General features: G+C 37.1%; 15 protein-coding genes. 13 read left to right on the forward strand and 2 right to left on the reverse strand.

The window, feature by feature from the left end:
* Nucleotides 1–120: 120 nt before the first annotated feature.
* The 13 genes from DXB52_RS13115 to DXB52_RS13165 all read left to right on the forward strand — a co-directional run bounded on the left by DXB52_RS13115 (nucleotide 121) and on the right by DXB52_RS13165 (nucleotide 10,068).
* Entirely contained in the window at nucleotides 121–939 is an 819-nt protein-coding gene (locus DXB52_RS13115) for a BtpA/SgcQ family protein (protein WP_101874991.1), read from the forward strand.
* An 11-nt stretch (nucleotides 940–950) separates the two neighbouring features.
* A complete protein-coding gene (locus DXB52_RS13120; RefSeq protein WP_117570128.1) occupies nucleotides 951–1,763 on the forward strand; it encodes an HAD family hydrolase in 813 nt (270 codons plus the stop codon).
* A gap of 14 nt (nucleotides 1,764–1,777) precedes the next feature.
* Nucleotides 1,778–3,286 carry an FGGY-family carbohydrate kinase gene (locus DXB52_RS13125; protein ID WP_117570127.1) on the forward strand — a complete coding sequence of 503 codons (1,509 nt, stop codon included), beginning with the start codon at nucleotides 1,778–1,780 and terminating at the stop codon, nucleotides 3,284–3,286.
* 12 nt (nucleotides 3,287–3,298) lie between these two features.
* Nucleotides 3,299–3,970, forward strand: a complete 672-nt coding sequence (locus DXB52_RS13130; RefSeq protein WP_117579572.1) for a ribulose-phosphate 3-epimerase — start codon at nucleotides 3,299–3,301, stop codon at nucleotides 3,968–3,970.
* Nucleotides 3,960–4,604, forward strand: a complete 645-nt coding sequence (locus DXB52_RS13135; RefSeq protein WP_101874995.1) for a class II aldolase/adducin family protein — start codon at nucleotides 3,960–3,962, stop codon at nucleotides 4,602–4,604. Before DXB52_RS13130 ends, DXB52_RS13135 begins: the two co-directional genes overlap by 11 nt.
* Before the next feature lie 65 nt (nucleotides 4,605–4,669).
* Nucleotides 4,670–5,461 (forward strand): fructoselysine 6-kinase, encoded by a 792-nt coding sequence (gene frlD / locus DXB52_RS13140; RefSeq protein WP_055146652.1) that lies wholly within the window; start codon nucleotides 4,670–4,672, stop codon nucleotides 5,459–5,461.
* 52 nt (nucleotides 5,462–5,513) lie between these two features.
* The gene (locus DXB52_RS13145) at nucleotides 5,514–6,380 is read left to right on the forward strand and encodes an amidohydrolase family protein (RefSeq protein ID WP_055146655.1); all 867 of its coding nucleotides are present in this window, start codon (nucleotides 5,514–5,516) and stop codon (nucleotides 6,378–6,380) included.
* 5 nt (nucleotides 6,381–6,385) lie between these two features.
* Nucleotides 6,386–6,814: a secondary thiamine-phosphate synthase enzyme YjbQ gene (locus DXB52_RS13150; RefSeq protein ID WP_054752161.1), complete on the forward strand. Its 429-nt coding sequence runs from the start codon at nucleotides 6,386–6,388 to the stop codon at nucleotides 6,812–6,814.
* A 231-nt stretch (nucleotides 6,815–7,045) separates the two neighbouring features.
* Complete coding sequence (locus DXB52_RS13155) at nucleotides 7,046–8,446, forward strand: MATE family efflux transporter (RefSeq protein WP_226871435.1); 1,401 nt, start codon at nucleotides 7,046–7,048, stop codon at nucleotides 8,444–8,446.
* Nucleotides 8,447–8,561: 115 nt separating this feature from the next.
* The gene (locus DXB52_RS17425) at nucleotides 8,562–8,687 is read left to right on the forward strand and encodes a hypothetical protein (RefSeq protein ID WP_472520193.1); all 126 of its coding nucleotides are present in this window, start codon (nucleotides 8,562–8,564) and stop codon (nucleotides 8,685–8,687) included.
* The gene (locus DXB52_RS17430; protein ID WP_472520195.1) at nucleotides 8,675–8,869 is read left to right on the forward strand and encodes a GntR family transcriptional regulator; all 195 of its coding nucleotides are present in this window, start codon (nucleotides 8,675–8,677) and stop codon (nucleotides 8,867–8,869) included. The genes DXB52_RS17425 and DXB52_RS17430 overlap by 13 nt, the downstream gene beginning before the upstream one ends.
* A gap of 23 nt (nucleotides 8,870–8,892) precedes the next feature.
* Nucleotides 8,893–9,279: a GntR family transcriptional regulator gene (locus tag DXB52_RS17435; protein WP_472520198.1), complete on the forward strand. Its 387-nt coding sequence runs from the start codon at nucleotides 8,893–8,895 to the stop codon at nucleotides 9,277–9,279.
* A gap of 21 nt (nucleotides 9,280–9,300) precedes the next feature.
* On the forward strand, nucleotides 9,301–10,068 hold the full coding sequence (locus DXB52_RS13165) for a GntR family transcriptional regulator (protein ID WP_117569741.1): 768 nt from the start codon (nucleotides 9,301–9,303) through the stop codon (nucleotides 10,066–10,068).
* A gap of 112 nt (nucleotides 10,069–10,180) precedes the next feature.
* Here DXB52_RS13165 and DXB52_RS13170 read toward each other — a convergent pair whose 3' ends face one another.
* Both DXB52_RS13170 and DXB52_RS13175 read right to left on the reverse strand, forming a co-directional pair.
* On the reverse strand, nucleotides 10,181–11,710 hold the full coding sequence (locus tag DXB52_RS13170; RefSeq protein WP_055158210.1) for an FGGY-family carbohydrate kinase: 1,530 nt from the start codon (nucleotides 11,708–11,710) through the stop codon (nucleotides 10,181–10,183).
* A 64-nt stretch (nucleotides 11,711–11,774) separates the two neighbouring features.
* The gene (locus DXB52_RS13175) at nucleotides 11,775–13,328 is read right to left on the reverse strand and encodes an amidohydrolase (RefSeq protein ID WP_118107710.1); all 1,554 of its coding nucleotides are present in this window, start codon (nucleotides 13,326–13,328) and stop codon (nucleotides 11,775–11,777) included.
* Nucleotides 13,329–13,639 lie beyond the last annotated feature (311 nt).

Genomic DNA, 13,639 nt, shown 5'->3' on the forward strand with positions numbered 1-13,639 from the left:
TTATAGATTTTTTTTTTATAAGATAATTAAAATAGAATATTGACAATATTCATACAAGTGATATAATTCATACATATCGAATGTATTAAAAAATACAAAGTTGTTTAGGAGGAAAAGGAAATGTTATGGACTGAAAAGATGTTTGGAGTTAAGAAACCAATTATTGCAATGCTTCACATTGATCCACTACCAGGGGATCCATTATACAAGTCGGAAAATGATATGGATAAGGTGGTAGAACATGCACGTGAAGACTTACATGCACTACAAGATGGTGGTGTAGATGGGATTATTTTTAGCAATGAATTTAGTTTGCCCTACCAGCGAAATATGGATATGGTGACTCCTGCGGCAATGGCATATGTAATTGGGAATTTACGATCTGAGATTAAGGTACCATATGGAGTAGACGCAATTAGTGATGGGCGAGCATGTTTAGAACTTGCAGCTGCGGTAAAAGCGCAATTTGTTCGCGGAACATTTTGTGGTGTGTATGTGGGTGATGGTGGACTTTATAATAATGATTTTAGTAGTTTACTAAGAAGAAAAGCCGCACTCCCTTTAGAAGATTTGAAAATGTTATATTTTATTAACCCAGAATCGGATCGTAATCTGGATACAAGACCGTTGGCAGATATTGCAAAATCAACAATGGCAAAAGCCGCTCCGGATGGTCTGTGTATTTCTGCAAATGCAGCAGGACAGGATGTGGATGATGCGTTGATTGCAAGCGTAAAAGAAGCAAATAAAGATGTTGTTGTTCTTTGTAATACAGGATGCCGTCTCAATACAATTGAAAGAAAACTTACAACAGCAGATGCAGCTGTTGTGGGAACAACGTTTAAAGTGGATGGGGTTTTTGAAAATAGAGTAGATGTCAACAGAGTAAAAGAATTTATGGAAGTTGTGTACAAATACAGAGAAACCCTTGGAGAATGAGAGGATAAATAATGGGACGTAAACTGTTGGCAATGGATATAGATGGAACAGCAGTGCGAGATGATTACAGTATGGGAACTGCGAGTAAAAAAGCAATCGAAGAGGCGAAAAGAGCAGGACATGTGATTGCGTATGTAAGCGGTCGAAGAGATATTGACATGCTTACATTAAAAGACGATGAAAGATGGATTGTGGATTATCATATTTTAAACACAGGGGGTAAAATTCTTCGCTGCTGTGATCGAGAAGTGCTTTATAATAAGCTGATTCCGCCTGCAGTTTGCAGAAGGCTACTCGCATATTGCTTTGAAAAAAATCTTCAACTTCAAATCTGTGATGGAATGATCTGGAAAGTCACAAAAATGACAGAACAAACGATGGAATATGCCAGAGAGGTAGGTGTGATTCCAGAAGTTATTTCTTCCATGGAAGAAGCTGGATGGGAAAATGGAATTGAAGGTTTTATGGCAACTTCTGATCTTCAGAGAGTAGCAGAATATATCGACCAATATTTGCCGGAAATCTATTATGTTAATTCAGAACCAGGGTGCGTTGATATTATGGCATCAGGTGTTTCTAAATGGAGGGGAATAAAGATTCTGGCCGAAAGTCTTAACATAGCTCACGAAGATATTCTTACAGTTGGAAACTATTATAATGATATAGATATGCTTCAACATGCCGGGGTGGGAATAGCAGTGGCAAATTCCCTCCCGGAGGTAAAAGATGTAGCAGATTTTGTAACAGAATATGACAATAATCATGATGCAGTTGCAGAAATTATCAGTAAAATGCTTCATCATGAATATGATATGATAAAGTGATAGAGGATAAGTAAATGTATTTACTGGGAATTGATAATGGTGGAAGTGATATAAAGTGTGCTGTTTACGATTTGAATGGAAAAGAACTTGCGATTTCACGTACACAGATACCGATGAATATACCGGAAGCGGGTTTTACAGAGCGTGATGTGGAAAATGTATGGGAAGCAAATGTTAAAGTGATAAAAGCGGTTTTGAAAAAAGCAGAGATACCGGGAGAAGACGTAGTTGCAATTGGTGTTACCGGATATGGGAATGGAATGGTTCTGCTGGATGAAGAAGGGAAACCTGTGTATCCGGCGATTATATCTACAGATGAAAGAGCTTCTTCTTATTGTAAAAAATTTAGAGAGGATGGAACCGAAAAGAAAATTTTCCCTTATACATTACAGACAACCTGGGCTGCACAGCCGGCGGTTCTTCTGCCGTGGTTCAGAGATCATAAGCCGGAGGTGTTAGAAAAAACAAAGTGGATCATGTCTATGAAGGACTATATCCGATTCAGACTGACCGGAAAAGTTGCAGGTGAAATTACAGATGCATCGTCAGGATGTCTGGTGAATTTGGATACGCGCAGATATGACAGGAGAATTTTTGAAATCCTTGGAATAGAAGATTGCTATTCAAAAATGCCCAAAATCTTGGAAAGTACAGATATAAGCGGTTATGTTACGAAAGAGGCAGAAAAAATGACAGGTCTGACAGAGGGGACTCCGGTAGCGGCAGGATATTTTGATATTGATGCAAATGCACTGGCAAGTGGTGTTTTATCAGATCAGGAATTATGTTTGATTGCAGGAACATGGTCGATTAATGAGTATTTAAGTAAAGAAGCTCCAAGGGAAATCGAAAAGAAGAAGAATACAGTAACACTGAGTTACATGAAAGATTACTATATTATGGAAGATTCAACACCGACATCGGCGAGTAATTTAAACTGGTATCTGAATCATTTTGTCAGACCGGAAAAACAGGAACTTTCAGCGGATGAAATTTATATAGTGTGTAATAAACAGGTTGAATCTGTAAAACCGGAAGAATGCAAAGTGATATTTGTTCCTTATCTTTTCGGAAGCGCAACTCATGAAAATGCGCATGGCGCATTTTTGAATCTTACCGGTGGTGACGATAAAAGTGTTATGCTTCGTGCGGTATATGAAGGAATTGCATTCTCAAGTATGCACCATGTATATAATTTGAAGAGATCATTGGAAACATATTCAAAAGCCAGACTTTCTGGTGGAATATCCAATAGTGAAGTGTGGTCGCAGATGTTGTGCGATGCATTGCAGATTCCAATAGAGACACTAGAGGCAGGAGAGCCGGGAGCAAAAGGTGCTGCTATGTGTGCAGGCGTTGCCGGCGGTGTATTTAAGAATCTGGAAGATGCTGTAGAACATATGGTACATGTAGGAAAAGTTTATAAGCCGAGAAGTGAGTATAAAGAGATTTATGCCGAGAAGTTTGCACGTTATGAAGCGGCGTTAGCAGCAGTGGATTTGCTTGCGGAAAAATTGCAGTAGAGGAGAAAAGTAATGTTTACGATTAGTCCATCATTATATTCGGCAGATTTACTTGATTTAAGAGAAGTAATTGGTAAACTGAAAGGGTTTGAACATCTGCATCTGGATATTGACGACGGAAATTTTGTGAGAGGAATCAGTTTTGGAATGGAAGTTGTCAAAGGTGTTGCAGAGTGTACAGAGATTCCGTTGGATGCTCATTTAGAAGTCCTTAATCCGATGGAATATGTTGAGCCGTTATGTGAAGCAGGAGTGGAAATGATTTGTGCACATGTGGAAAGTTTGGATTTTCCAAGTTTGTTTTTGGGAAGTGTACATCAGTATGGAAAAAAAGCAGGGCTTGCATTGAATGTAAAAACTCCGATTGAATTTATAGAACCATATGTTGACCGGATTGAGCAACTTATTTTGGTTTCATGTGAAGCAGATGCAGAAGGATTGAAGTTTCAGACAGGTGTTTTGAAAAAAATATCAAAAGCAAGAAAGATATTAGGGAAAAATACAAGAATCTGGGTGGATGGTGGAATTAATGAGGATAATTTAAAAGATGTGATTGTAGCGGGTGCAGATGGAGTTGTAATAGGCAGGGCAGTATTTGGAAGCAATAATCCGTCAGAATCTTATGCAAGGCTGCTTGCGCTTGGTAGAAAATATGAAAAGGAGGTGATAAAAAATGAAATATGAGAAAGAACGCTGTGAATTAATTGAATGTGCAAGAGCAATGGAGCACTATGGCCTGGTAATGCTGTCAGGGGGGAATGTCAGTCTCCGAATGAAAGATGGTACATTTTTAGTAACTCCTTCGGCGATGGCTTATGATTCGATGATTCCTGAGGATATTGTGCTTGTAAATGGAAAGGGGGAAACAATAGAAGGGAAAAGAAGGCCGACAAGTGATTTGGAAGCAATCCTGTATATCTTTGAAAAGATGCCGGATGTAAATGTAGTACTGCATACACATCAGCCGAAAGCAGTGGCAGTCAGTTTGGTTACGGAGGAGGTTCCGGTTATTTCTACTACGATGGTAGATGAGCTTCATGACAGCGTAAAAGTAGCTCCGTTTACGATTAGCAGTGACAAGGGGATGGGAGTTTCGACGGTAGAGTATGCGCAGAAGAAAGGTAAAGCAGTAATTTTAAAACAACATGGAGCAATCATTTATGGAACGACACTGGAGCAGACACTGAGTTCAGCTGTGTATCTGGAAGAGACTTGTGAAATTTATCTGAGTGTTCTTGCAACAGGAAAAAAGATTCCGGTATTAAGCGAGGAACAGATTAAATTGGAAGATGCACCCAGAGGTTACTATGGTCAGTGAACATTATTTGTTAAATGAAAAAGAAAACCAATAACGGTTATTTTGAATTATATGGAGGAGAAAAGATGAGAGTTGCAGAAATAGGAGACAATTGTATTGATGTTTATGAACGTATTGGAAAAAAATATCCAACAGGGAATGTTGTTGATACAGGTGTGAATCTTCAAAAACTTGGAATCCCTGTTTCGATTATCAGTACAACAGGTAATGATGAAAATGGAAAATGGATGTTAGAGACATTAAAAAAAGAAGGGGTAGACATTAGTCATTTAAAAATTGGCGATGGTGCCACAGCAGTAACTTATATGGATATGGATGGAAAAGACCGTGTGCATGGTGATTATGTAGAAGGTGTATTGGAGAATATTGTTTTTGATGAAGAAGATATTGAATTTGCGGCAGAGCATGATCTCGTTCATACAGCACTTTGGGGAAAAGCTGAGAATACCTTACCGAAGATTGCAGCAAAAGGAATTCCAATTGCTTTTGATTATGCAGATAGACTGGATCATCCGTTAGTAGAAGAAACCTTACCATATGTTACTTATGGATTTTATTCTTATCATGAAGGAAGGGATGCTAAGATTGAAGAGTTTTTAAAAGATAAAGTGAGTCGTGGAATGAAAATTGCTGTTGTCACATTCGGTGAAGATGGTAGTCTTGCATGGGATGGTGAAAGATTCTATGTAGGTGGTATTGAAAAGGCAGAAGTAGTCAATACAGTTGGAGCTGGAGATAGTTTCATTGCAGGATTTCTTTATGGAATATTGAATGGTAAAAGTATAGATGAATGTTTAAAAAAAGGTGCAGAAGTAGCGGCTTCGGTAGTTCAGGTATTTGAACCATGGGTAGAGTAGAGTATGGGAAAAAGAAATTAGATATTGATAAAATACAGAAAGGAAGAGAAATATGTTTATAGATATGCATGTTCATCCAGCTTTTTATGAACCAATCAATCAAGATTCAGAGTTGGAAGAACTAAGACATAATACATTAGATATTCATAAAAATGGAACGGCGCCATTGGAACATATTTTTAATCAAATGAAATGTGCAGGCTTGGATTATTTATGCTTACTTCCAGAAGATTATCGTACACAGCAAGGTGGAAAAGTGCTGGTAAGCAATGAGGAAATTAGTCAACTTGTTAACATGGCACCAGATAAGTTTATTGGATTTGCGGGGGTTGATCCGTTTGCAGAAGATGCGGCTGAAGAATTGGAGAAAGCATTTGCAGAATTAAAATTAAGTGGTTTGAAATTACATCCAGGTAAAGGGCATTTTTATCCAACGGATGAAAGAATGATGCCACTGTATGATATTTGTGAAAAATATGAAAAACCAATTATTTTCCATAGTGGAATGTCATGGGAACCGGATACATTAACAAAATATTGTCGCCCAGAAATGTTTGAGGAACTGGCAGCAGCAAGACCAAAATTAAAAATTTGTCTTGCACATTTTGGATGGCCATGGTGTAGAGAGACAGCTATGTTGATGTTGAAGTATACTAATGTATATACAGATACTGGCGCATTGTATTTTGATAATGCTAAGGAGTTTTATACACAGATGTTGACAAGAGATGTTCCGATGACATGGATTGATCGGAGTTTGAGACATCAGGTAATGTTTGGAAGTAATAATCCGAGATTTGAGCAAATCAGAATGGCACATGCAATTAAAGAACTGGGATTTCGTGAAAGTACTTTGGATTTAATTTGTGGGGAAAACGCAATTGAGTTCTTAGGTGGAATTCCTAATAGAAAGGCGTAAAGAAGATGTATGTTGAATCAATTACATTATTAACAAAAGAATATAATGAATATACAGTAATTACTCCGAAAGTTTTGGATATTGTAAAAAGAAGTGGAGTTCAGAATGGAACCGTTACGGTTCTTACAAAGCACACAACAACAGGTGTAACTGTGAACGAAGCATTAGAATGTCTGGAAAGTGATATTGAGAATTTCCTGGGACGATTAATACCAGAAGATTATCCGTATAGCCATGCAAGAATGCTTCGAGATTATGGTAGTACAGCAGGAAATCCAACAGGACACTTGAAAGCAATGCTTACTGGAAATCATTGCCATTTTCCAGTGATAGATGGTGAAATGGTAAGAGGTGGTGCTCAAGAAATATATTTCTGTGAATTTGATGGGCCGGCACATCGTACAATTAACGTGATTATCCAAGAAGAAAAATAAAATATATACCGCTCATATTCTATTGACTGAAGTCAGAGATTTGGGCGGTTTTTTTATGCAAATGAAGATACTGTTCTTCAGTGTTTATACGATTGTGATAATTGACATAAATATGCCTCAATGATATAATTTGAAATAGACAAGTGGTAAAAAAAACAAACAAAAATAGTGGTAAAATAAAACATCATATATAATTCGAAAGCTAATACAAGTGAAATGGAGGCGACAATCATGCCTGATTTGAAAGAAAAAAATAGGATAATCTTGAAGAATTCAAAGATGCATGAATTGTGGGATTTAGGAGCACCGACAATACTGGAACAGGCTCTGCAAACCATTGTAGCTTATGTAGACACTGCAATGGTTGGTCAGATTGGTGCGATTGCAAGTGCTGCTGTCGGTCTGACAACCACTGTAAATTGGTTGTTAAATGGAATTTTGTTTGCTGTTAGCATGGGAATGCTTTCGTTTATTGCCCAATATACTGGACAGGGAGATTTGGAAGCTGCTCATCATACTTCAGCACAGGCAATTTGGATTATTTTTGTTCTTGGCGTGATTGAAACAGTGATTGCTTTAGCAATTAGTCCGGTGTTGCCAATGTGGATGGGCGCTAGTCAGGAAATATGGAGAGATGCAAGTGAGTATTTTTTTATAGTAAACTGTCCGTTGATATTGAGAGGAAGCCTGATTATATTTGGAAATGTATTAAGGGCAAACAAGGATTCGAAAACACCTCTTTATATAAATATTGGTGTGAATTTTTTGAATATTATATTAAATCAGCTTTTAATTAGCTCTCATACTACGATTTCAGTATTTGGAATGTTGCTCAGTATTCCGGGAGCTGGATTGGGAGTAAGAGGTGCCGCTATAGCGACTGCAATTAGTCAAGGGATAGGTGGAGTTACTATTTTTTGGGTTGCAATGCAAAATCCATTGGTGACACTAAAAGGAATGAAGGTGAAACCGGAAGGAAAATTGTTAAAAAATTGTTTTAATGTTTCCTTGCCTTTAATTGGAGAGAGAATTGTTATGGGATGTGGTTATGTTGTATTTTCAGCATTAGTAGCGGGACTTGGAACACTAAGTGTAGCAGCTCATTCGATTGCACTTACAATTGAACAGGCTTTTTATGTGCCAGGATATGGTATTCAAACTGCAGTTAGTACACTTGCTGGAAATGCTGTGGGAAAAAAAGACGAATTAGAATTAGAATCGGTTGTACGTTCAGGACTTATTGTGGCTGTTTCTATTATGACAGCAATGGCCATAGGTCTTTTTTGCGGAGCAGAAGTGATTATACGTTTCTTTACTAAGGATGAGCAGGTTATTGTGCTTGGAGTGTCATTACTGAGAATTGTAGCAATTAGTGAGCCTATGTATGCAGCGTTAATTATATATGAGGGTATATTTCATGGTATTGGAGATACAAAAATGCCATTTATATTTGCAATATTAACAATGTGGGGGATAAGGATAGGCCTGACATGGATTTATATTGGTATGTTTGGGCGTGATTTAAAAATGGTGTGGTTTTTCATGATTATGGATAATATTAGTCGATGTATATTGCTTTGGGGCTTGTACCGGAGAAGAAAAAGAAGCTTGCTATTATTGGATGAATATTAAAAACACATAATCGTTTGAGTTTGGTATATATTTTGGTTGGAAAACGAAGAAAAAGATGATAGAATTAGCTTACATTTGAAAGTGGTCTGTAAACAATGGTAAGGAGAATAAGAATATGGAATATCGTATACCACCGGGAACTGAGGCTGTGGAAAAATTGGAAGATTTTATTGTAGTAATCGATTGGCTCCGAATACAAGAATTCCATCAGAGAGAGATTTGTGTGAAATGTGGGGAGTAAGCAGAACGACACTGAGACAGGCGGTAGATACACTTGTTGGTCGTGGGGTGTTATATAGAGTTAACGGAGCGGGAGTTTATGTATCTGTAGGAAAGAAGAATCGAAACATGGTTGGAGTAGATTCAATGGTAGGAGAACTTCGACAGCAGGGATCTATTTTGGCAAAAAGATTATTTCTGTAAGAAAAGTTGAAGCAACTAAACAGATTTCTAAGAAACTTCATGTTCTGCTCGGACAAGAGGTTTATGAGTATATTCTTCTTAGAAAAATAGATGATGTTCCATGTATTTTGGAAACAACATATCTTGATTGTGAACGATATCCAGATTTTGAAAAGTATTATACTGATAAAACTAGCATGGGTCGAATTTTGAAAAATGTATATCATAGAAAGCAGATTTCGGGCGAGGAGCATATTAGTGTTACATATGCCAGTGAACAAGAAGCAGCGTTGTTGGAGATAATACCGGATTCTCCTTTGTTTTTTACATCTGGAGTTGTGAAAGATGAAGAAGGAGTGATAATTATGTATTATAAACAATTAATTAGAGGAGATAAATTCAAGCTTGTTAGCAGAATAGAGAGTGAATAATGAGAAAAGCAGGGCAGATTTATGGATAATAAATTGAACTATACCGAAGAAAATGAAGAGCGTGAAGACGGAAAATTAAGTTATCGTACACCAATTTATCTTCAATTGAGAGAAATTATTAGAAATCGAATAGAAGAGGGAGAGTACCTTCCAGGAACAGCAATTCCGTCTGAAAATAAATTAGCAGAAACTTATGGTATTAATAGATTGACTGTTCGCAACGCAGTAGATACATTAGTTAATGAAGGAATTTTGAGACGTGTTCAGGGAAAAGGTGTTTTTGTTGTTGGTGATAAATACGAAGAAAACCTGGATGAACATGGTGGGTTTGTTAATGTAATGTCTTCAGGAACAAAAAGAGTTTCGATAAAGGAGCAGGCAAAAATATATAGACCAGCAGGAAATAAGTATGCAAATTATTTTAATATTGAGCCAGATGATTTAATCTTTTGTGTACGACATCAAATAACTTTGGATAGTGAGCCATTGGCAATTGAAGATATATATGTACCAAAAGATGTTTTGCCAAAGTTAGAAGTAGTGAACTCATCAGTTTTTACAATAAAAGATATTTTTGCATTTTATGGAATAGAAATTTCCAGTATGCAGCAAACAATGGAGATTATAGATGGAACGAGTAAGATAAAAAAATTATTAGATATTCCAAATGAAGTAGCATTAATTATGTTGAGTTGTGATTACTGGGACAATAATGGTAGAGCGATTGCGTATAGCCGCTCTTTTATCAGAAGTGACAGGACTTCATTTACAATTCAGCTTCATGAATAAAATAATAGATTTAAAAAGTACAGCAGAAGAGTTATTAAAAACTCATACAGCTGTACTTTTTGTTTGATGAAAGAATTATCACATAGTCTTTATAAAGTCTAATCTACAAAGATTAGTCTGACAAACAATGCATTAAGTTTACAGTAGCAGGATAAAGAGAATCATAAATATTCTGATATTTTTTATATGCTTCATGGTTTTCTTTATTAGGATGATAGGTTTTTCCAGGTTTAATGAAATCTGTAAGTTTGTTGAAAGATTCAAAGCCTGAATATTTGATTCCCGATGCAGCCATTAGAGCATCGCCAAAACTCGCACCTACAGTAATGGCAGGGGTACTGATTTCTTTACCAGTAACATCTGCAACAATTTGCATCCATAAGTCATTTTTAACGCCACCACCTACGGCAAAAATCTGGTCGATAGGAACATCGTGCTCAAGCATGATCTTTAATTGCTGATTTACTGAGTATGCAACAGATTCCAAAGCACTTCGGTACATATGCTGACGCGTGTGAGCAAGCGTTAATCCAAATAGAATTCCCCTTGCAAGAGGATCATTTATTGGAGTTCTTTCACCAGCAAAATAAGGGAGTGTAATAAGGCCATCGCTTCCAACAGGAATTTTATCCAAATCTTGCATCATGGTGATATAAGCATCAGGACCACCATTTTGCTCTAGTTCGAGTGCATCTGGGAAAATTGTATTTCTATACCATTTAGTAAGAGAGCCTGCAGCATTAGTGCCGGCAGATATATCACAAAGTCCTGGTACAATAAATTCTTCACGCCATAAGCGTTCATCATCAACCAATTCTTTTGTCCCGAGAATCATATAAATGGAAGAACCGAATTGAATCATCATTTTACCAGGGGCAACAACGCCAGTGCTGATTGCTTCTGCGCCGGAGTCATCTGTTCCTACAATGACTGGAGTACCAACTGCAAGACCCGTTTCCTTTGAAGCGGTTTCAGTTACATAACCTGCGATATCATTTGCTTCCTTCACTTCTGCTAGCTGATCAGGGCGGCAAATTGGTAGGCAAGTTTCAGGATTTGGTGTTCCATCATTAAAATAAAGTGGATTAAAACTTGCAAGTCCTAAAAAACGATCGACTACATAATTACCAGTAAGTTTTGCTGCTATAAAACTAGAGCCTGTTAGAAACTTGTGGGTTTTTGCATATATATCTGGCTCTTTATTTTTTATCCAAAGAATCTTAGGCATTACATCACTGGAGCATAATGGACGTCCGTACCACTGTCGGATCTGTTCTTCCCCATACATTTCTGTGAGTTGTTCTATCTCATCGGTTGCACGTGCATCAATACCATATAGGATAGCTTTGCGTAGAGGTCGACACTGATCGTCGACAGGTAGGCAGTCGGCACCAAGTGCACTTGTTCCGATTGCTTTAATGTCAGATGGTGAAACTTTGGATTTTTCAATCAGTGCATTGCTTATAATACATAAATCTCCCCACCAATCTTTGTCGGCATCATGTTCATAGTGACCTGGGGCAGGATTTGTCATTGCATGTTCAGTTGTATGTTCTGCTATAATTTCTCCGTGAGAATTGATTAATACACCTTTACTAGAGTTTGTTCCAGTATCAATCCCCATAAAATAAGACTCTTTCATAAATATTTCCATTCCTTTCTTAAAGAGAATATAAACTGTTTAGATAAGAGAGATATTTTTTTATTTATTCATGGCTATATACGATTCGTCCGTTGAGAAAAGTTACTTCTACTTTGCGAGAACGAATTTCTTCAATAGCTGTTTCAAATAGATTTCCGTCGAATACGACAATATCAGCTTTTTTTCCTTTTTCCAGTGTGCCGAGCTCTTTCTCTTGATATAGATTATAAGCACCGCCAGCACTCCATGCAGTTAGCAACTCAGGAATAGTCAGCATATTTTGTTTGTTAAATGGCTCTCCACCTTCAGGGAAGTATCCTCCGACTGCATGATAAATAGATTCTGGGATATCATCAATAAGAAGTGGAAGATCAGTTCCGCAACTTAATAACACATTGCTGTCAGCCATTTTACGTCTGTTCCAATAATACTGTCCGCGATCCATACCAATCTTTTCTTCAATCATGGCAAGTTTGTCTTTTCGATTTGCGATAGATTGAATTTGAGGGTATATTTCAGCAATTACGCCTAATTTTCCCATACGCTCCAAGTCTGTTGGATCACTGAATTCAAGATCGGTAATACTGTGACGATTTATAAGTTTTCCATTTTCATCTTTTTGGCAAGAGTCATAAATATCTAATACTTTTGAAATAGCAGCATCTCCTTGAGCATGTAATGAGAAACGAAATCCTTCGGTATCAGCTTTAAAGGTATCGTTTGCTAAAAGATCCCAATCAATGTCTTGTGCACAGGTCGTATCTGCGCAGGAATAAGGTTTTTTCAAATCACCGCAAAGTTCGCTTATAGAACCGTCGGTCATTTGGTTATATCCAGAAAAACGAACAAACTCTCTTTTAAATTTTTCACGCATTTCCTTGCCATATGAGAGATTAAAAGGTTCAGCAACAGGTTGGCTCATAAAGTTTACGCGGATAGTTAAAGCGTTTTCGGATTCAAGTTCTGCGAGAATGTCAGTAAATCCGTAGAAATCATCGAATCCCATTTCTTTGATGGAAGTGATTCCTTTACTGTTCATCATTTTAATATAGCGCTTAAATTCCGGAATTATAAAGTCTTTATCTCCAAGTAAGTCTGGTAAAAAGCGAACATAACTCTCCGGATAACAGGTTTCCGGGGTAAACTGATAACGATTTATAGCAGCTTGATTCATCCAACAAGTTTCGCAGCCTTTTGCAAACAGAAGAACAGGGCGAGTGGAAAAAGCCTCATCTAACAAATCTGTTCCATTAGGTTGGATTGTATCGGAGTTCCAACCATGTCCCAAAATAGGTTTGTCTGCAGGAATTCCTTTCGCATACTCTTTAATTGAATTCAGTATATCTTCTTGAGAAGTAGCTGCGGATAAGTCTATTCCAACAAATCCTACAGAATAACCTGTGAAAAAGCAATGTACATCGGAGAATCCAGGCGTAATTGTTTTGTTCCCATAATCAAGATATTTTGTGTTTGTTCCTATTAGTTCAGTAGGAGCCAATCCTTTTCCGATAGAAAGTATCCGGTCGTTTTTGATAGCAATATATCCAGAGAAAGGTATTTCCTCTGTGGCTGTAAAAATACAGTTTGATAATAAAATAAGATCTGCGTATTCAGACATATTATTTAAACCTCCTAATGATTAATGATATTTGTAAAGACATAACTTATATATAGGAAAATAAAGATATTAAGAGTAAAAGTGAGGCGACATCAAATAACAGATGAACCTTAGAAAGGTCAGATATCCAGCAACAAAAAAAATCAAAGCTGAATGCTCGTTCCTTAATGAATAAAAGTCATCGAAGTGTTCTAACAGATATTGCACACTATTTATTAGAACACTTATAAGTTATCATGGTGCACAAAGCATTGGCAATTGGATGGATAACTAAAAATAAGTAACAAAATAAGTGTATCTGATGAAATTGG

The organism is Ruminococcus sp. OM04-4AA (assembly GCF_003462585.1).
GTDB lineage: Bacteria > Bacillota > Clostridia > Lachnospirales > Lachnospiraceae > Mediterraneibacter > Mediterraneibacter faecis.